Origin of the sequence: Micromonospora sp. NPDC050187 (genome assembly GCF_044459745.1) — a bacterium.
In the GTDB taxonomy this organism is placed as follows: Bacteria; Actinomycetota; Actinomycetes; order Mycobacteriales; family Micromonosporaceae; genus Micromonospora.
Window position 1 is genome coordinate 310,892 of the sequence record NZ_JBITJH010000004.1, and the last position, 17,844, is coordinate 328,735.

Annotated in this window: 16 protein-coding genes; 8 read left to right on the forward strand and 8 right to left on the reverse strand. The window is 73.5% G+C overall.

Translation table 11 applies throughout. The features are described 5' to 3' along the window. Window positions 1-8: 8 nt before the first annotated feature. The 4 genes from ACIBJE_RS09225 to ACIBJE_RS09240 are packed head-to-tail and all read right to left on the reverse strand — an operon-like array spanning window position 9 to window position 2,597. A complete protein-coding gene (locus tag ACIBJE_RS09225; protein ID WP_396745359.1) occupies window positions 9-311 on the reverse strand; it encodes a DUF202 domain-containing protein in 303 nt (100 codons plus the stop codon). Continuing rightward, window positions 308-661 carry a YidH family protein gene (locus tag ACIBJE_RS09230; protein ID WP_396745362.1) on the reverse strand — a complete coding sequence of 118 codons (354 nt, stop codon included), beginning with the start codon at window positions 659-661 and terminating at the stop codon, window positions 308-310. Before ACIBJE_RS09230 ends, ACIBJE_RS09225 begins: the two co-directional genes overlap by 4 nt. A gap of 9 nt (window positions 662-670) precedes the next feature. Then, entirely contained in the window at window positions 671-1,762 is a 1,092-nt protein-coding gene (locus ACIBJE_RS09235; protein WP_396745365.1) for a formylglycine-generating enzyme family protein, read from the reverse strand. Window position 1,763: 1 nt separating this feature from the next. Next, window positions 1,764-2,597: a GntR family transcriptional regulator gene (locus ACIBJE_RS09240; RefSeq protein ID WP_396745368.1), complete on the reverse strand. Its 834-nt coding sequence runs from the start codon at window positions 2,595-2,597 to the stop codon at window positions 1,764-1,766. Between the two features lie 190 nt (window positions 2,598-2,787). On the opposite strand from ACIBJE_RS09240, the gene ACIBJE_RS09245 reads away from it, so the two are divergent. From ACIBJE_RS09245 to ACIBJE_RS09270, 6 genes are all read left to right on the forward strand, one after another. Beyond that, the gene (locus tag ACIBJE_RS09245; protein ID WP_396745371.1) at window positions 2,788-4,287 is read left to right on the forward strand and encodes an FGGY-family carbohydrate kinase; all 1,500 of its coding nucleotides are present in this window, start codon (window positions 2,788-2,790) and stop codon (window positions 4,285-4,287) included. 33 nt (window positions 4,288-4,320) lie between these two features. After that, window positions 4,321-5,190: an ABC transporter permease gene (locus tag ACIBJE_RS09250; protein ID WP_396745374.1), complete on the forward strand. Its 870-nt coding sequence runs from the start codon at window positions 4,321-4,323 to the stop codon at window positions 5,188-5,190. Further along, complete coding sequence (locus ACIBJE_RS09255; RefSeq protein ID WP_396745377.1) at window positions 5,187-5,993, forward strand: ABC transporter ATP-binding protein; 807 nt, start codon at window positions 5,187-5,189, stop codon at window positions 5,991-5,993. Before ACIBJE_RS09250 ends, ACIBJE_RS09255 begins: the two co-directional genes overlap by 4 nt. After that, window positions 5,990-6,994, forward strand: coding sequence for an ABC transporter substrate-binding protein (locus ACIBJE_RS09260; RefSeq protein ID WP_396745380.1), 1,005 nt, complete (start codon window positions 5,990-5,992; stop codon window positions 6,992-6,994). Before ACIBJE_RS09255 ends, ACIBJE_RS09260 begins: the two co-directional genes overlap by 4 nt. A gap of 32 nt (window positions 6,995-7,026) precedes the next feature. Next, a complete protein-coding gene (gene betC, locus ACIBJE_RS09265; protein ID WP_396745383.1) occupies window positions 7,027-8,583 on the forward strand; it encodes a choline-sulfatase in 1,557 nt (518 codons plus the stop codon). A gap of 208 nt (window positions 8,584-8,791) precedes the next feature. Then, window positions 8,792-10,021, forward strand: coding sequence for an AI-2E family transporter (locus ACIBJE_RS09270; RefSeq protein ID WP_396745386.1), 1,230 nt, complete (start codon window positions 8,792-8,794; stop codon window positions 10,019-10,021). A 50-nt stretch (window positions 10,022-10,071) separates the two neighbouring features. On the opposite strand, the gene ACIBJE_RS09275 is transcribed toward ACIBJE_RS09270, so the two are convergent. After that, a complete protein-coding gene (locus ACIBJE_RS09275; protein WP_396745389.1) occupies window positions 10,072-10,917 on the reverse strand; it encodes an N-acetylmuramoyl-L-alanine amidase in 846 nt (281 codons plus the stop codon). Between the two features lie 149 nt (window positions 10,918-11,066). Next, entirely contained in the window at window positions 11,067-12,167 is a 1,101-nt protein-coding gene (locus tag ACIBJE_RS09280; RefSeq protein ID WP_396745392.1) for an L-dopachrome tautomerase-related protein, read from the reverse strand. A gap of 198 nt (window positions 12,168-12,365) precedes the next feature. On the opposite strand from ACIBJE_RS09280, the gene ACIBJE_RS09285 reads away from it, so the two are divergent. Continuing rightward, window positions 12,366-13,022 (forward strand): class I SAM-dependent methyltransferase, encoded by a 657-nt coding sequence (locus ACIBJE_RS09285; RefSeq protein WP_396745395.1) that lies wholly within the window; start codon window positions 12,366-12,368, stop codon window positions 13,020-13,022. Between the two features lie 54 nt (window positions 13,023-13,076). Here the strand turns inward: ACIBJE_RS09285 and ACIBJE_RS09290 are convergent, their stop codons facing one another. After that, window positions 13,077-13,865 (reverse strand): alpha/beta fold hydrolase, encoded by a 789-nt coding sequence (locus ACIBJE_RS09290; RefSeq protein WP_396745398.1) that lies wholly within the window; start codon window positions 13,863-13,865, stop codon window positions 13,077-13,079. Window positions 13,866-13,934: 69 nt separating this feature from the next. On the opposite strand from ACIBJE_RS09290, the gene ACIBJE_RS09295 reads away from it, so the two are divergent. Continuing rightward, window positions 13,935-17,027, forward strand: a complete 3,093-nt coding sequence (locus ACIBJE_RS09295) for a BTAD domain-containing putative transcriptional regulator (RefSeq protein ID WP_396745401.1) — start codon at window positions 13,935-13,937, stop codon at window positions 17,025-17,027. On the opposite strand, the gene ACIBJE_RS09300 is transcribed toward ACIBJE_RS09295, so the two are convergent. Beyond that, window positions 17,017-17,568 carry a dihydrofolate reductase family protein gene (locus tag ACIBJE_RS09300; RefSeq protein WP_396745404.1) on the reverse strand — a complete coding sequence of 184 codons (552 nt, stop codon included), beginning with the start codon at window positions 17,566-17,568 and terminating at the stop codon, window positions 17,017-17,019. The genes ACIBJE_RS09295 and ACIBJE_RS09300 overlap by 11 nt on opposite strands. Window positions 17,569-17,844: the final 276 nt, after the last annotated feature.

The following is a 17,844-nucleotide window of genomic DNA, read 5'->3' on the forward strand; positions in this document are numbered from 1 at the left end:
GCCGGACGCTACGAGCCGACCGGGGCCAGCCCGACGACGACGGTGAGGGCGGCCACCGTGACGAGGATGGCGACCAGCCCCATCAACGCCGGCGGCGGCATGTCGGGGGACCGGTGGGCCCGCCGTCGGTACCACCAGGCGGCGGTGACGGCCAGGGCCAACATCGACCCCGATCCGACGACGATCTGGGGAAGTGGCAGGTTCGGGGCGAGGCGTCCCAGGAGGACGGCGTCGACCAGGGCGACCGCGCAGGTGCGTCGCCAGGCCAGGGCGGTGCGTTCCCGCTGGAGCCCGTGGTCGCGGCCGGTCACGCGCTGAGCACCAGGACGACGACACCGGCACCCAGCGCGCCGAGGAGAACGGCCATCAGGGCGAGCGACCGGGTGAAGGGCAGGTCCCGGCCCAGGCGCATGGCCCGTTGGACGCGCGTCCACCGCTGGTAGGCCGCCCACGGCAGGACGGTGGCCGTGGCGGCGAGGAGCACCGCCACGGCGGTGCGGACGCCGGGCACGGCGGCGGGAAGGACGTGGACCACCGCGACCGCTCCGGCGAGCAGCGCCAATGCGGTGCGCACCCAGGCCAGGAACGTGCGTTCGTTGGCGAGCGTGAACCGGTAGTCCGGTTCGCTGCCCTCCCGGTACCAGGCCGGTTCACGCCGCACGGCGGTCCGTCACCGGTCGGTCCCGTCGGCGGCGCAGCGGAAGCCGGCGTGGCCGGTGGTGCTGTCCGGCGTGTTCACCGTCCGGCCGGCGACCCGGTACCGGTTGCAGTACGAGTCGTGGCACAGGTACGAACCACCGCGCAGGACCCGCCCCGGGCCGGCCGGCGGACCCTGCGGGTCGCATCGGGTCTCCGGGCGGTCGGGGCGGTGCCAGTCGACGCTGAACCGGTCCGCGCACCACTCCCAGACGTTGCCCGAGGTGTTGTGGAGCCCGAAGGCGTTCGGCCGGAAGGCGTCCGTCGGCGCCGTGGCGAGGTAACCGTCAGCCCCGGTGTTGACCGAGGGGAACTCGCCCTGCCAGATGTTGCAGCGGTGCGCGCCCCGGGGCGTGAGCTCGTCGCCCCACGGGTACCGGGCCTGGTCCAGGCCGCCACGGGCGGCCTTCTCCCACTCGGCCTCGGTGGGCAGTCGTTTCCCGGCCCAGTGCGCGTAGGCGGTCGCGTCGTTCCAGGACACGTGCACGACGGGATGGTTCTGCCGGTCGCCGATCCGTGAACCCGGCCCCTCCGGGCACCGCCAGGACGCCCCGCGCACCGGCAGCCACCAGGGCGCCCCGGGGATGCGTCCGGGCATGACGGCGGGGCCGGCGGCGTCCGCGACGAGCAGGTGGAAGACGTACGACCAGCCGAACCGCTCCGCCTCGGTGACGTACCCGGTCGCCCGGACGAAGGCGGCGTACTGGGCGTTGCTGACCGCCTTCGGGTCGATGTGGAAGCCGCTCACGTGCACCTCGCGGACCGGGCCCTCGCCGTCCGTGGCGAACGTGTCCGGATCCTCGCTGCCCATCCGGAAGGGACCACCCGGGACGTGCACCATGCCCCGGACGGCCGCCCGCCGGTCGCGTGCCGGGCCTCGCGCCGACGGCCGGCCGTGCGACGCGGCGGGGACGGTGCCCGTGTCACCGTCGGCGGGCGGGCGGCTCGGCCCGCAGCACGCGGACACCTCCGGCGGCGCGGTCGGGGCGGGCCGACCGGCCGGGGCGTGGTCGCCCGCCGGCCGCCGGGCTGCCGGCGACCCGTGGTCGGGGTGGGTGGATCGCATGTCAGCTCTCGTCGCCGGACCGGGCGACGGCCGTCACGCCGAACGTGCCGGCCTGGCGGGAGGCCGACGTGGCCGGGTCGGCGGACGCGGTCAGGCAGAGGACGTCGGGACGGAAGACCAGCCGCCCGGTGGCCACGGCGTGCGGCCCGGACGCGTAGAGCTGGCAGTCGATGACGAGCAGCGGCGCCCCGACCACGGTGTCCAGTTCGCTCGCCAGGGCGGGCGTGGCCGCCTCGGCGGTGATCGTGTGATCGCTCCGGGTCAACCGGATGTTCTCGGTCTCCTGGAGGAAGGTCGTGATCCCGTCGGTCAGCGCGTTGATCCGGATCTGCTGGCCGCCGACCGTCGCGGGAAGCCGGTGCTCCAGCCGGGCGGCGGCCTGCCCCTCGACCTCGTAGAGCCGGATCGCGCGGTAGACGGCCTCACCGGGCGCCAGGCCGAGCAGGGCCACGTCGTCGGGGTCGGCGGTCTCCCGCAGGATGTTGACCGCGCGTACCGCGAAGTTGGCGCCGGCCTCGGCGAGGAAGTCCGAGAGGGACAGGATCAGGTCGACGGGGTAGGCGAGCGATCCCGAGTGGACCGCCCGGGCCGGCGAGGTGATCAGGGTGCCCACCCGTCGCCGCCGGACGACCTCGCCGGCCGCCTCGAGCCGGCTCAACGCGTCGCGCAACGTCGTCCGGGACGCGCCGACCAGCTCGCACAGCCGGTTCTCGGTAGGAAGCCGGGTCACGCCGGTGCGCTGGTACTCCGCGATCAACGCGCGGAGGACCCGCTCTGCCTCGTCGACCCGACTCGGCCGGACCGTCGGGTCCGTGCCCGCCGACTGGATTCCCATGGCACCCCTCTCGTCAATTGGTCATACCTTATAGAGGGCTGTTGCGCTGCCGCAAGCCTGGCCTGGCTTTCTGTCGCACGTCAAGGCTTGACAGGTCTGATGGATGGTCATACCTTACCGACAACTTGATCGGACTTAACGAGCCGGAAACACGGTTTCCGCAGGTCCGGGCGGCGCGGGAGGTCGAACGATGGGCGACGTACTGCTGGGTATCGACATCGGTACCTCCAGCGCGAAGGCCGTGCTGACCCGCCCCGACGGTGAGGTCCTGGCCACCGCGGTCCGTGCGCACCAGCCGGCCATGCCCCGGCCCGGCTGGGTCGAACACGATCCGGAACGGGACTGGTGGGGCGCGGTCGCCGAGCTGTCCCGGCGGCTCCTCGCGGACTCACCGGGCCGGGTGGCTGCGGTCTGTGTCAGCGGGATCGGGCCGTGCGTGCTGGTCACCGACGACCGCTATCGCCCGTTGCGGCCGGCCATCCTGTACGGCGTCGACACCCGGGCCACCGCCGAGGCCGCCGAGCTGACCGCCCTCCTCGGCGAGGACCGGGTCGTCGCGGTGGGTGGCGCACCGCTGACCAGCCAGGCGGCGGGCCCGAAACTGTACTGGCTCCGCCACCACGAACCGCGCACCTGGGCCGCCACCCGGCGGTTCCTGATGGCCAGCTCGTTCGCCGTCGCCCGGCTCACCGGTGAGTACGTGCTCGACCACCACTCCGCGAGCCAGTGCCAACCCCTGTACGACCTGCGCGCCCAGCGCTGGCACGGCGAGTGGGCGGACCTGGTCGCGCCCGGCCTCGACCTGCCCCGGCTGGTGTGGCCCGGTGAGGTGGTCGGCCGGAGCACCGCCGCCGCGGCGGCCGAGACCGGGCTCCCGGCCGGCACACCGGTGGTGGCGGGCACCGTCGACGCGTGGGCCGAGGCGCACAGCGTCGGGGTCCGCCGGCCGGGCGACACCATGCTGATGTACGGCACCACCATGTTCATCCTCCAGGTCACCGACCGCATCGTGACGCACGGACGGCTCTGGGCGACCCGGGGGATCACCCCCGGCAGCGCGTGCCTGGCCGGTGGCACGGCCGCGGCGGGCGCGGTGACCGACTGGCTGCGGCGGATCGTCGGGGAGGACCGGTATGAGGTCCTCGTCGCGGAGGCGGCGCAGGCCGCACCCGGTGCCGACGGCCTCGTGATGCTGCCGTACCTCGCGGGGGAACGCACCCCGCTGTTCGACCCCGACGCCCGGGGCGTCCTCCTCGGCCTGACCTTGCGGCACACCCGCGCGCACCTCTACCGGGCCGCGCTCGAGGCGACCGGTCACGCCGTCCGCCACCACCTGGAGACCTTCGCGGCGGCCGGTGCGCCGCCGGGCCGCCTGGTGGCGGTCGGTGGCGGCACCCGGGGCGGCCTGTGGGCGCAGGTGGTCTCCGACATCACCGGTCAGCCGCAGGAGGTGACCACCACCAGCATCGGCGCGTGCTACGGCGACGCCCTGCTCGCGGCCCAGGCGGTCGGCCTGGTCGACCCGGACGACACGTGGGCGCGAACCGGCCACGTCGTCTCGCCCCGGCCCGCCCTCCGGCCGCTGTACGACGATGCCCACGCCGTCTACCGGGCGGCCTACCCCGCCAACCGGGAGCTGATGCACCGGCTGGCCGGGGCCCAGCGCGCCGTCCCGGCGCCACCGGCCTGAACGCCCCCACCCACCCCCACGACAGGAGATCAGATGCCGGAAGTGTTGGCCTCCGACCGGCGAGCGGCAGCCGCCGGCGTCGGAGCGAAGGAACCGGGCGCGCCGCCCGGCGCACCGTCCCGCCGGGTACCCCGACGGTGGCTGGCGGCCCTGCGGAACGCGGCGCTGGGCCTGACGGGTTTCCTCGGCGTGGTCCTGCTCTGGCAGGTGATGGCCGTGACCGGTGTGGTGGGCGGCGACCTGCTGCCGACTCCCGGTCAGGTCTTCGAGGTCATCTGGACCGGTCTGGGCAACGGCCTCGCCGACGACATCCTGATCAGCAGCCGCCGGGTCGTCGTCTGGGTGTCGGTCGGCATCGCCGCCGGCGTGCCGGTCGGCTTCCTGCTGGGCTGGTTCCCGATCGCCCGGGCGGTGCTCAACCCGCTGGTCAACTTCTTCCGGGCGTTGCCCCCGATCGCCCTCGTCCCCCTGGTGATCGTCTACTTCGGGATCGGCGAACTCGCCCGGGGCATCATCCTGATGTACGCCGCCTTCTTCGCGACCGTCGTGATCGTCTTCGAGGGCATCGCCGGGATCGAGGACAAGTACGTCCGGGCCGCCCAGACCCTCGGCGCGAACCGGATCGAGGTGCTGACCCGGGTCGTGCTGCCGTTCTCCGTTCCGCACATCCTCACCGCCGCCCGGGTCTCGCTGGGCATCGGCTGGGCCTCGCTGGTCGCCGCCGAGCTGGTGGCCGCGCAGGACGGGCTGGGAGCGGTCATCCAGAACGCGGGCAACTTCCTCGACATTCCGCGGGTGTACGCCGGGATCATCCTGATCGGTCTGTGCGCGTTGCTGATGGACGCCGCCCTCCGGCTGGCGTCCGCCCGCCTGGTGCGGTGGCAGGACAGGGGGAACCGATGAGCGGACCGGGAAGTGGCGGCGGTCTCTCCGTCGCCGGGATCAGCAAGCGGTTCGGGCGGGGTACGGCGGCGGTCACCGTCCTCGACGACGTGCGGTTCGACGTCGCCGAGGGGGAGTTCGTGGCGGTGGTCGGCCCGAGCGGCTCCGGCAAGACCACCCTGCTGAACACCGTGGCCGGATTCGTCGACACGGACACCGGCGTGATCCGGGTGAACGGGGCCCCGGTCACCGGCCCGGGGCCGTCGCGCTGCGTGGTGTTCCAGGAGTACGCGATCTTCCCGTGGCTCACCGTCCGTCGCAACATCGAGTTCGGCATGCGACTGCGCGCCCGCCGCCGGACGGCGGCGCAGCGGCGGGAGATCGGCGACCGGTACCTGGAGCTGATGGGGTTGACCGCCTTCGCGGACGCCCTGCCCAAGACGCTCTCCGGTGGCATGCGGCAACGGGTCGCGCTGGCCCGTGCCTACGCGGTGGACCCGGAGATCCTGCTCATGGACGAGCCGTTCGCCGCGCTCGACGCGCAGACCCGGGAGACGATGCAGGAGGCCCTCCTGGAGATCAACCAGAAGGAACGCCGCACCGTCCTCTTCGTCACCCACCAGGTGGAGGAAGCGATCTTCCTCGCCGACCGGGTGGTGGTGATGTCCGCCCGTCCCGCCCGGGTGCGGGACATCGTCGACGTGCCCTGGCACGGCGACCGGACCCACGAGCTCAAGACCAGTCCCGACTTCATCGCGCTGCGCCGCCGCATCGAGACGATGCTGCGCGAAGCGCACACCTCACCCCAGGGAGACGATCGATGAGACGCCGGATGGTGGCGGTGCTGGCCAGCCTCGCGCTGGTCATGGTGGGCACCGCGTGCGGATCGGACGACGACGGCGACGCCGGGTCCGCGCAGAAGATCAAGGTCGGCTACATCGCCGGCCCCGCGCCGGGCATGCACCTCCTGCTCGCCCAGGAACGCGGCTACTTCGCCGAGCAGGGGCTCGACGTCGAGGCGGTGCCCTTCCAGACCGGCATCTCGCTGTCCAACGCGCTCACCGGCGGCAGCGTCGACGTCGGGGTGATGGGCGCCGTGATCGCGAACTTCCCGGCCCGGGGCCAAGGCAAGGTGTTCCTGCTCAACAACCTCGAGGCGAACATCCAGCAGATCTGGGCCGCACCGGACTCCGGGATCACCTCGGTGGCGGACCTGCGCGGCAAGAAGGTGGCCACCACCACCGGCACCGCCGCCCATCTGCTCCTGCACGTGGCGCTGACCCGCAACGGCCTCTCCCTGGACGACGTCCAACTGGTCAACCTGGAGATGCCGGCCGTCGCCAACACGTTCGTGACCGGTGGCGTGCCCGCCGCGGCCCTCTGGGCCCCGTTCGACGGCCAGGTCAGGCAGCGCCTCCCCGAGGCCCGGCAGATCGCCACCTCGGACCAGTTCCACCCGGACGCCGCGATCGCGGGCGGCTGGGTCGCCAACAACCGCTTCCACGCCGAGCACCGGGACGCTCTCGTCAAGGTCACGAAAGCCTGGCTGAAGGCCAACGACGACATCGTCACCGACCAGGCCGGGGCGCTGAAGGCCGCCTGTCCACGACTCTCCGACGTCATGACGGCGGAGGTCTGCACGCAGATCTACCAGCAGGCCAGGAGCTTCCCCAACGCCGAGTGGACCGGTTACTACGCCGACGGCACCGCCGCCGACTGGATCGGCCGGATGGAACGGGTCTTCGTGGACATCGGCGCGCTGCCGACCTACGTCGAGCCCGACACCTTCCTCGACACCTCGGTGTTCACCGACGCCACCAAGTGACCCGACCACCCGACCCCGCACAGGGAGCAAGCGTGACCACCGCAGGCAGCCGCCCGAACATCCTGCTGCTCATGGCCGACCAGCTCAGCGCGTTCGCCACCGGCCCGTACGGCAACGAGGACGTCCTCACCCCGAACCTGGACGCGCTCGCGGAACGGGGCACCGTCTTCGAGAACGCCTACTGCAACGCGCCGTTGTGCGTGCCGTCCCGAGCCGCCATGATGACCGGTCGGCTGCCCAGCGGGGTGCCCTCGAACGACAACGCCGAGGAGTTCCCCGCCTCGGTGCCGACGTTCGCGCACTCGCTGCGGCGGGCCGGGTACCGGACGATCCTCTCCGGCAAGATGCACTTCGTCGGCCCCGACCAGTTGCACGGCTTCGAGGAGCGGTTGACCACCGACATCTTCCCGCCCGACCTCACCTGGACCCGGCCGTGGGAGGAGCAGGGCGACCCGCCCCGGCTCTCCGGCGAGCAACAGAACGGTGGCCGGGAGTACGTCGACATCCTGCGTTCCTCCGGCCCGCTGCCGTGGACCTACCAGATGCACTACGACGAGGAGGTGCGGTTCACCGCCCTGCGCCGCATCCGGGAACTGGCGCTCGACACCGGCGAGCGGGCGGGCGAGCCCTGGCTGATGGTGGCCTCCTTCACCCAGCCGCACGACCCGTACGTGGCCCCGCCGGAGTACTGGAACCGGTACGAGGGCCGGCGGATCACCCTGCCCGAGCCGGTGCCGGACGGCGTCGAGCCGCACCCGCTGGACCGCTGGGTCAACGCGTTCCACGGCGTGGACCGGGCGGAGATCGACGACGAGGCGGTGCGTCTCGCCCGGCGGGGCTACTACGCGATGACGAGCTACATCGACGACGTGGTCGGCTCGTTCGTCGCGGAACTGGAGCGGTTCGGCCTCCTCGACGACACCGTCGTCGTCTTCACCAGCGACCACGGCGACCAGCTCGGCGAGCACGGCATGTACTTCAAGCGCACCCTGCGGGAGTGGTCGGTGCGTGTCCCGCTGCTGTTCGCCGGGCCGCAGGTGGCGTCCGGCCGCCGGATCGGCACGCCCGCCTCCCTGGTCGACCTCCATCCCACCTTCGCCGACCTGGCCGGGGCCACGCTGCCGGAGTGGGTGACCGGGCGGTTCGCGGGCGACAGCCTCACCGGCATGCTCGCCGGTGACGACGGGACGGAGCACCCCCACCGCGACGTCGTCGTCGAGAACTCGGCGGAGGGCACGCTGCTCCCGGTCCGGGCGGTGGTCAGCGGCCGGCACAAGCTGGTCTACGCCCACGGGCTGCCGGATCAGCTCTACGACCTGGAGAAGGACCCACGGGAACTCGACAACCGGGCGGCCGACCCCGGGTACGCCGAGGTGCGGGCCGGTCTGCGGCAGTCGGTCCTGAACGACTGGGACCCGGTCGCCGCCGAACGGGACATCGTGACCAGCCAGCGCGTCCGCGCCTTCCTCACCGAGGCGCTGGCGCACGGCGCGCACACCTCGTGGGCGTACGAACCGCCGGTCGACGCGGGGCACCGGTGGATCCGGGGCACCGACGACGACCCGTGGGATCCGCTCTGCGGGTTCTGACCGTGGTGCGGCGGGTGGCCGGTGCCGGCCCCCGACCGCGCCCCACGCGCCCCGGTCCCGCAGCCGCCGGGGTTCGCGGACGTGGACCCCGGGCTCTCCTGCGCGCCGGGTGCCGTGCCGCAGCGGCGGCCCGGGCAGGGGCCTTGCCGTCGCCGTGATTGCCCGCCACGACTAGGGTTCGGCAGGGCGACACATGGTGGAGGCAGAGTTGAGCCAGGAAGAAGACGGCCCGCGCGAGCCTGCGGCCGACACCCCGACGAGCGGTACGGGCGCCCCTGCGGCGGTGTCACCCGTACCGGCACCGTCACCCCGGCGTGGCCCCCGGGTGCGGGCCGCGGTCCGCCGGGTGGCGATCGTCGCGGCGCAACTGCTCGTCATCGCCGCCGCGCTGGTCGGACTCGGTTACGTGCTGGGCCGGCTCTGGGTCGTTCTCTTCCCGGTGGTGCTCGGCCTGCTCCTCACCACGGTGCTCTGGCCGACCGTGCGGTTCCTGCGCGCGCACCGGTGGCCGCCCGCCCTGGCCGCGGCGACGGTCCTGCTGGCCTTCCTCGCCCTGCTGACGGCGCTCGGCATCCTCGTGGTGCCGCCGGTGGTGGGTCAGATCGGCGATCTCACCGACCAGGCGACGGCCGGACTCGAGCAGGTACGCCAGTGGCTCACCGGCCCGCCGCTCAACCTCGGCGAGGACCAGATCGGCGAGACGATCGACAACGTCTTCAGCGCCCTGCAGTCCAACGCCCAGAACATCGCCGGCTACGTGCTGACCTGGGCCACCTCCGTGGGGTCCGGCGTGGTCAACGCCGTGCTGGCCCTGGTGCTGTGCTTCTTCTTCCTCAAGGACGGCCCCCGCTGGGTGCCGTGGCTGGCGGCGCAGACCGGCCCGCGCGCGGCGGTGCACGTCGCGCAGTTGTCGGAGCGGAGCTGGCGGACGCTGTCGGAGTTCATCCGGCAGCAGGCGCTGGTCGGTTTCATCGACGCCTTCTTCATCGGCATCGGCCTGTGGGCCTTCGGGGTGCCGCTGGTCCTGCCGCTGGCGGTGCTGACCTTCTTCGCCGCCTTCATTCCCATCATCGGGGCGTTCGTCGCCGGGGCGTTCGCCGTCCTGATCGCGCTGGTCGACCAGGGCCCGACCACCGCGTTGATCATCCTCGGCATCGTGGTGGCGGTGCAGCAGGTGGAGGGCAACGTCCTGCAACCGCTGCTCCAGGGGCGCGGGCTGAGCCTGCATCCGGCGGTGGTCATCCTCGCCGTGGCCGCCGGCAGCAGCCTGGCCGGGATCACCGGTGCCTTCCTGGCGGTGCCGGTCGCCGCGATCGTGGCGGTGGCCTACCGGTACGCCCGCGACCACCTCGACAACCATCGCCCGGCCGCCGCCGACCCGGCGGGTGCGCCACCGGTGGAGCCGGGTCCGGCGCGCGGGGTGGACGACCACGGGTAGGCGGACGTCCGGCCCGCACGCGTGACGCGGCGGGCCGGACGGGGTCGTGACTAGCAGCGCGGCACGTTCGGGATGTAGCCGTCGTGCCCGGTGTACAGGTAGGCGTCGGAGACGTAGCGGTTGGTGCCGATCCGGTGCCAGATGCTGGAGGTGCCGTAGGGGCCGGTGACGGCGGTGCCGGTGGCCTGGCAGTAGACGCTCACCGCCGCGCCCCCGCTCAGCGAGCCGACGACGGCGTGACCGGTGCCGGGCCCGGAGCGCACGTTGAGCACGGCGGTGCCGCTGTGCACGGTGCCGGAGCCGATGCCGGTGACGCCGTTCACCAACTGCATGTAGTAGGTCCAGTTCCAGTGCGGGCCGGGGTCGGTGTGGGTGGCCCCGGGCACCTCCTTGTGCGCGATGATGTTGCTGCGGGTCTTGGGGATGCCGTACTTGTTCGCGAGGTTCCGGGTGAGCGCGGCGGACGCGCGGTACATCGCGTCGGTGAACCAGGCCGGGTTGTCGACCCAGCCCTCGTGTTCGATGCCGATCGACTGGGTGTTGTAGGTCCAGTTGCCGGCGTGCCAGGCGATGTCCTTCTCCCGCACGGACTGGGTGACCGCGCCGTCGGAGGAGCGGAACGTGTAGTGCGCGCTGACCTTGGACGCCGGGTTCTGGAACCAGTTGATCGCGCTGGTGTACGAGCCCTGGGTCACGTGGATGACGACGTGGGTGATGGGCTGGCCGGTGGGCCGGGTGGCCACCGTGTAGTTGCTCGTGCTGGCCGGCACCCAGGCCGCCGGTCCGTAGTCGGTGCTCAGGATGACGTGGTCCGTCGCGGCGTCCGGGGACGGCGCGGGCACGGCCGCGTGCGCGGCCGGGGCGGCGCCGAGGACGGCGCCCTGCAGGACGACCAAGGCCAGGGATAAGCTCGCCCATCGCCGGAGTCGCATCGGGTCTCCCATCGACATAGTTCAATGAATCTCGATGGGGTGACGATAGGGCCAGGCAACGAAGCTTGTCTACAAGCTGTTCGTCCGGAGTGAAGGATTCCCCCGTGGCCGGCTCAGCGCAGCCGGACCGGTCCGGCGTCGATGGGGACCCGGAACAGGGCGTACGGCCGGCGACGCCGGTCCTCGCCACCCTGGTACCGCGCCTGTCGGTGCAGCTGGTTCGCGGTGACGTAGAGGTGCCCGTCGGCGGCGACGGACAGGGTGTCCGGCCAGAGCAGGCGGGGGTCGTGCACCAGGGTCTCGAACCCGCCGTCCGGCAGCCGGCGCAGCACGGCGTTGTGCTCGTACGAGGTGAGGTAGAACCGGCCGGCGTCGTCGGTCTCCAGGCCGTCGGAGCCGCCGCCCTTGTCGCCCTCGTCCATGACCGTGGCGGCGACCCGGTCGTCGCTGCGCGACCGGTCGGCGAGGGCATCGGTGGCGACGCTGTACCAGCGGCGCGAGGCGAGCGGGCAGTAGTACAGCCGGGACCCGTCGGCGGAGATCGCGATGCCGTCGGAGCCCATCGCCACCGGCTTCGGCGGCCCGTCCGCCGGCCGCTCCAGGAACGGCCGTCCCTCCACCACCGGCCGGAACGTGGCCAGCGGCTCGGCGCGGGTGGAGGGGTGGTCGTGCAGCCGCCGCCAGGACGTCCCGGAGGCCAGGTCGACCACGATGATCCCGTTCGGGCCGGAGTCGGCGGAGTCGGTCACGTAGGCGAGCCCGGCTTCTCCGCGCCGCAGGTCGAACCGGACGTCGTTGAGGTACGTCGAGGGCAGCGCCACGTCGGCGGGGAGGCTGACCACCTGGGCGACGGTGTCGGTGTCCAGGTCGACGCGGACGAGTTTCGGGCCACCGGGTCGGGTGGGTCGGAACATCGGGCTGCCGGTGTCGAGCACCCAGAGGCGGTCGGCCGGGTCGACCACGACGCTCTGTACCGAGACGAACGCGCCGGTGTCGTCGTCGCCCGCCGGGTCGTTCCACTCCTGGTCGGGGAAGGGCACCTCTCGCCCGTCCCGCAGTTCCACCACCGTGGCGGGTACCTCGTCACCCCACTTCGGGAAGTTGACGAAGATCCGACCGCCGGCCGACACGCCGACGCCGGTCGGCATCGGCCCGGTGAAGGTGTGCACGAGTTCGAGCCTGCCGACCGCTTCGCCGCCCGTCGGGCCGTTCATCCGACTACTCCTGCCTGTGCGGTACGGGGCGTCCCGTGTGTGCGGCGTTCTTCCCGCTGGTCCGGTTGGCAAACGTCGTGGTGGCTGCGACCCGGCCGGCGGCCCGGTCGCCCGGCCATGGCCCGGAGTTTGCCGGATCGGCAACGAAGTTTGCGGCATCGAGGGGTCTCGCGCATGGTTGCCGCAGCGGTGCGGTCGATGCCGGTGAACGATGGAGGGAGCGTCATGCACGTGGACTTCGACGGGGATTACTGGGAGGAGCACTACGACGGTCGCGCCGCGCACGGCGTCCGGCAGCCCACCGCGCACCTGGTGGCCGAGGTGGGGGACCTCGCGCCCGGCACGGCACTGGACGCCGGTTGCGGCGAGGGTGCCGACGCCGTCTGGCTCGCCTCGCGCGGCTGGCGGGTGACGGCCGTGGACCTCGCCGCCACCGCGCTGCGGCGCGGGCGGGAACACGCCGAGAACCTCGGTGCCGACGTCGCGGACCGGATCGACTGGGTGCGGGCCGACCTGACCACCTGGACCCCACCGGGGGACGGGTTCGACCTGGTCTGCTCGCACTACGTGCACTCGACCGCGTCGACCGGGACGCTGGTGCGCCGGCTGGCGGCGTCGGTCGCGCCGAACGGCACCCTGCTGGTCGTCGGCCACCACCCGTCGGACCCGCACCACCCCGGTCAGCCCCCGAGGGCGGCGGAGGCGCAGGTCACCGCCGAGGAGATGGCGGCGGGTCTCGGCCCCGACTGGGACGTCCTCGTCGCCGGCACCCGCACCCGGTCGGCCGCCGGTGGCCCGCACGGGCACGGGGGCACCTCCCGCGACGCGGTCCTCCGGGCCCGCCGCCGGCCTTGACCCGTACGTCCCGCCGCCGGCCGGTGTTCCGGTCGGCGGCGGGACACGGTGGTGCTAGCGTCCGCCCTCGTCGTCGAGGAACTCCTCGACCATGGGGACCAGCCACTCCGCCCGGTGCGGGATCGCGGTGTGGGTGGTGCCGGGCAGGACCGCCAGCCGGCACGGCGGAAGTCCGGTGAGGTCACCGGCCACGCCGCCGCCGAGCAGCCGGAACATCTCCACCGCGTGCTCCGGCCGGACGATGTCGGCGTCGCCGAGCACGATCATCGTCGGGGCGGTCAACGCCCGGATCGCCGACGCCGGCCATCGCGGCGGTTCGGCGTCGAGACGCTGCACCTTCGCGACCAGCACGGGCCAGCCGTCCGGGTCGGCGGCGGTACGCAGGTACTCCTCGTGGAACTCGGATCCGTGCAGGTGCTCGGGCCGCAGGTCCCCGATGCCGTCGAGCAGGCCCGGATGCACGCCCTCGCGGTCGAAACTCACCGACGCCAGCACGAGCCGGCCGACCCGGGACGCGTGGTGGGTGCCGATCCGCAACGCCACCGCCGCTCCCATGCCCCACCCGACCACGTCGGCGGTCCCGACGCCCAGATGGTCCAGGAGAGCCACGACGTCCCCCGCCAGACCCTCGACGGTCAGCGGCCGGTCCGCGTCGGAGGTGCGGCCGTGGGCCTGCAGTTCGACGGCCACCACCCGGCGGGTCCGTGCCAGCAGCGGCAGGATCGACCCGAACGAGGTGTCGATGCCGGACAGGGCGCCGTGCAGCAGCACGACCGGCCGCCCGTCGCCGGTGCCGTGCGACTCGTAGTACAGGGACAGGCCGTTGACGGGCGCGTGGCTCATGACACCACCGTGCGCGACGTCCCTTACGGCTTTCTTCCGACCCGCTTACCGCCTTGTAGGGTGGCGCGCATGCGATTCGGGGTCCTCGGACCGCTCGCCGTCAGCACCGACACCGGCGAGCCCGTCACCATCCCGGGCGCGAAGGTCCGTGTCCTCCTCGCCGATCTCGTCGCCAACCGCAACCAGGTCGTCTCGGCCGACCGGCTGGTCGACGACCTGTGGGGCGGCGCCCCGCCCGCCAAACCCGCCGGAGCCCTCCAGGTGCGTGTCTCGCAGCTGCGCCGGGCGCTCGACGACGCCGAACCCGGCGCGCGGGATCTGATCGAGTCCCGGCCCCCGGGATACCTGCTGCGCACCGACGCCGTCGACGTCGACCGGTTCACCGCGCTCGCCACGGCCGACGACGTGGCGAGCCTGACCGAGGCCCTCCGGTTGTGGCGCGGCGAACCGTATGCCGACGTCGCCGACGAGGAGTGGGTCCGGGCCGAGGCCGCCCGCCTCACCGAGGCCCACCTGGTGGTACGGGAGAAACTGGCAGCGGCCCGACTGGCCCGGGGCGAACACGCCCTCGTCGCGGCCGACCTGGCCGAGATGGTGGCCACGCACCCGCTGCGGGAGGGGCTGCGCGCGCTGCACCTGCGCGCCCTGTACGCGGCCGGCCGGCAGTCCGAGGCGCTGGCCAGCTACGCCGACCTGCGCCGGCGTCTCGCCGACGAGCTGGGCCTCGATCCGGGACCGGAGCTGGTCGCCCTGCACCGGCGGATCCTGGAGCAGGACGCCGGGCTCAGCGCACCGCCGCCGACCGCGCTGGTCCGCAACAGCCTGCCGGCCCGCCTCGACGAGCTGGTCGGTCGGGCCGAGGCGCTGACCGAACTGCGCGAGCTGGTGCCCGCGCGGCGGCTGGTCACGCTGGTCGGACCGGGCGGGGTCGGCAAGACCCGGCTGGCGACCGAGGTCGCCGCCGGGCAGTCGTTCCCCGACGGCGTACACCTGGTCGAGCTGGCCGCCCTGCGACCCGGCGACACCGCCGTGGCCGGACTGGTGCTGGCCGTCCTCGACGTCCGGGAGGTCACGGGCGCCGGGGCGGCCCCCGAGGACCGGTTGGTCACCGTCCTGCGACACCGGCGGGCGCTGCTCGTGCTGGACAACTGCGAGCACGTGGTCGAACCGGCCGCCGCGCTCGTCGCCCGTCTGCTGCGCGAGGCGACCGACGTGCACGTGCTGGCCACCAGCCGGGAGCCGCTCCGGCTGGCCGGGGAGCTGCTGTGGGAGGTGCCTCCGCTGCCGGTACCCGCCGACGAGCGGGACCTCGACGCGGTCCGGCGGTCGGCCGCGGCGCGGCTGTTCGCGGCCCGGGTCGCCGCGCAGCAGCGCGGGTTCCGGCTCGACGAGCGGACCGGGCCGGCCGTCGCGCGGCTGTGCCGCCGGCTCGACGGGCTGCCGTTGGCCCTGGAACTGGCCGCCACCCGGGTGCGGGCGCTCGGCGTGGACGAGGTGGTGGCACGCCTGGACGACCGCTTCGGGCTGCTGCGCGGCGGGCAGCGAGACCTGCCGGCCCGGCAGCGCACGCTGACCGCGGTGATCGAGTGGAGCTGGGACCTGCTCGCCGAACAGGAGCGCGCGGTGCTCGCCCGGCTCGCGGTGCACCGGGACGGCTGCACCCTGGACGCCGCCGAGGAGGTCTGCGGCGCCGACATCGACGTGCTGACCCAGCTGGTGGACCGGTCGTTGGTGGTGCGCGACGCCTCCGGCGGCCGGCCGCGTTACCGGCTGCTGGAGTCGGTGGCCGCCTTCTGCCTGGACCGGCTCGCCGACGCCGACGCCGTCCGGGCCCGCCACGCGGCCTACTACACCCGGCTGGCCGAGCACGCCGACCCGCTGCTGCGCGGCACCGGGCAACGGGAGTGGTTGGCCCGGCTCGACGCCGAGGCCGCCAACCTGCGGGCCGCGCTCGACCACGGCGGCGGCCTGCGCCTGGCTACCGCGCTCACCTGGTACTGGTTCCTGCGCGGACGGTTCACCGAGGCGCGCCGCGCGCTGACCGTCGACGGTGCCGGAGGTGCCGACGGCCACGGCCACGGCCCTCACGCCGACGGCGAGGTGGCCGCGGCGGCTGCGGTGTGGCGGGTGGGGTTCGCCCTGTTGCAGGGCGAGCCGGTCATGCCGGCGGAGATCGAGGCGGCCCTGGCCGGACACGCCGACGGGCGGGCGACCTGGTTCGTGGCCGCCGCGCTGGTCGATTGCAGCGACCTGGCCACGGCGTCCTCCCTCCTCGACCGGGCGTGGTCGGCCGGCGACGAACCGTGGGTCGAGGCGGCCGTCCGGGTGACCCGCGCCAAGCTCGCCCACGTCGCCAGCGACCTGGTCGCACTGGACCGGGAGGCCACCCGCGCCGGGGAGCTCTTCGCGGAGCTGGGCGACGCGTGGGGCCGGTCGCAGGCCACCGACTGGCTGGGTGGCCTGGCCGAGCTGACCGGCGACTACGAGCGGGCCGTCGCGCTGCACCGGGCGGGCCTGGGGTGGGCCGAGGAACTGGCGTTGTGGCCCGAGGTCGGCGGCAAGCTGTCCTGGCTGGCCTGGATCGCGGTGCAGAACGGCGACCACGGGCAGGCGTGGGAGCTGGCCGACCGCGCCTACCGGCTGGCCGTCGGGCAGGCTTCCCCCGCCGCGGAGGTCTTCGCCGAGCTGGGTCTCGGGGTCGCCGCCCGCCGCGACGGCCGGCGGGACGTCGCCGTCAGGCACCTGGAGCGGCTGGTCGAGGCGGGCGGTGACGACGCCCTGTTCCTGCCCCTGGTCCTCGGCGAACTGGGGTACGCCGTCGCGGACGAGGACCCGGCGCGGGCGCTCGCGCTGCACGCGCGGGCGTTCGACGTCGCCACGCTGATCGGTGCGCCGCTCGACGCGGCCGGCGCGCTGGAGGGGCTGGCGTCGGCCGCGCCGGAGCCGGAGGTGGCGGCACGGATCCTCGGGGCGGCGGCGGCCGCCCGGGCGGCGGTGGCGGTCGCGGCGTCCCCGGCGGAGCGGGCCGAGGTCGACCGGGTCACCGCTCGGTGCGTCGCGGCGCTGGGCGAGGAGGGGTTCACGGCGGTGTACCGGGCCGGACACGACCTGGGCCCGGGGCAGGCCCGGGCCCTGGTCGGGACGTCCGTCGCTACCGGGTGACCGGCTGGTACGAGGCGATGACCACGCCGCTCTTGGTGACCAACGTGTCGACCAGGGTGAGGGTGGTCTGCGCGTCGGCCAGCGGGGAGCTGACCGAGGGGCCGCCCTGGAACACGGGGTGGATCCAGAACCGGACCTCGTCGACCAGCCCCGCCTTGAGCAGGGCGTGGGTGACCACGCCGTAGCCGTACATCAGGATGTCCCGGCCCTCGGCGGCCTTGAGCTTGGTGACCTCCTCCACCAGGTCGCCCTTCAGGACCTCGGTGTTCTTCCACTCCGGGTCGGTGAGGGTGGTCGAGGCGACGTACTTCTTGACGTTGTTGAAGTAGGCGGCGCCGGTGGTCGGGTCGCTCTCGTCCATGTTCGGCCAGGCGGCGGCGAAGCCGTCGTAGGTGTGGCGACCCATCAGCAGCGCGTCCGCGGCGTCGGTCTGCGCCCCGGCGAAGGCGGCGGCCTCGTCGTCGAAGTACGGCATGGTCCACGCCGGGTTGTCGATGACGCCGTCGAGGGTGATGTAGGTCGAGGTGATGATCCTGCGCATCGGGTGTCTCTCCTGGTTTCGCGTCCGGTGTCTCGCTGACACCCGGAACACTGCCAGGGCCCGCTTACGGTTCGCTTCAGGTGTGCCTTCGTCGGCCTTGCGACCGGGCACCCGTCCCGGTGACCGGGCTCACCTCCATCGCCCGGCGGCGTGAAGGACGCGTCAAGAAACGCGGGGCTGCCGTCATGGTCGCGTTATGGACCCTGTCCATGCGGCGCGTGGGGCGTTGTGATGGCTCGGCGCGACCGCACCGGCGGTCGCCGGTGCCGTCCCTGG

Excerpts from the sequence above, each read along its gene's own strand:
- ACIBJE_RS09240 (WP_396745368.1), bottom strand. The coding sequence starts at position 2,597 with ATGGGAATCCAGTCGGCGGGCACGGACCCGACGGTCCGGCCGAGTCGG.
- ACIBJE_RS09280 (WP_396745392.1), bottom strand. The coding sequence starts at position 12,167 with ATGAACGGCCCGACGGGCGGCGAAGCGGTCGGCAGGCTCGAACTCGTG.
- ACIBJE_RS09245 (WP_396745371.1), top strand. The coding sequence starts at position 2,788 with ATGGGCGACGTACTGCTGGGTATCGACATCGGTACCTCCAGCGCGAAG.
- ACIBJE_RS09255 (WP_396745377.1), top strand. The coding sequence starts at position 5,187 with ATGAGCGGACCGGGAAGTGGCGGCGGTCTCTCCGTCGCCGGGATCAGC.
- ACIBJE_RS09300 (WP_396745404.1), bottom strand. The coding sequence starts at position 17,568 with ATGCGCAGGATCATCACCTCGACCTACATCACCCTCGACGGCGTCATC.
- ACIBJE_RS09290 (WP_396745398.1), bottom strand. The coding sequence starts at position 13,865 with ATGAGCCACGCGCCCGTCAACGGCCTGTCCCTGTACTACGAGTCGCAC.
- ACIBJE_RS09250 (WP_396745374.1), top strand. The coding sequence starts at position 4,321 with ATGCCGGAAGTGTTGGCCTCCGACCGGCGAGCGGCAGCCGCCGGCGTC.
- ACIBJE_RS09235 (WP_396745365.1), bottom strand. The coding sequence starts at position 1,762 with ATGCGATCCACCCACCCCGACCACGGGTCGCCGGCAGCCCGGCGGCCG.
- ACIBJE_RS09285 (WP_396745395.1), top strand. The coding sequence starts at position 12,366 with ATGCCGGTGAACGATGGAGGGAGCGTCATGCACGTGGACTTCGACGGG.
- ACIBJE_RS09260 (WP_396745380.1), top strand. The coding sequence starts at position 5,990 with ATGAGACGCCGGATGGTGGCGGTGCTGGCCAGCCTCGCGCTGGTCATG.
- ACIBJE_RS09295 (WP_396745401.1), top strand. The coding sequence starts at position 13,935 with ATGCGATTCGGGGTCCTCGGACCGCTCGCCGTCAGCACCGACACCGGC.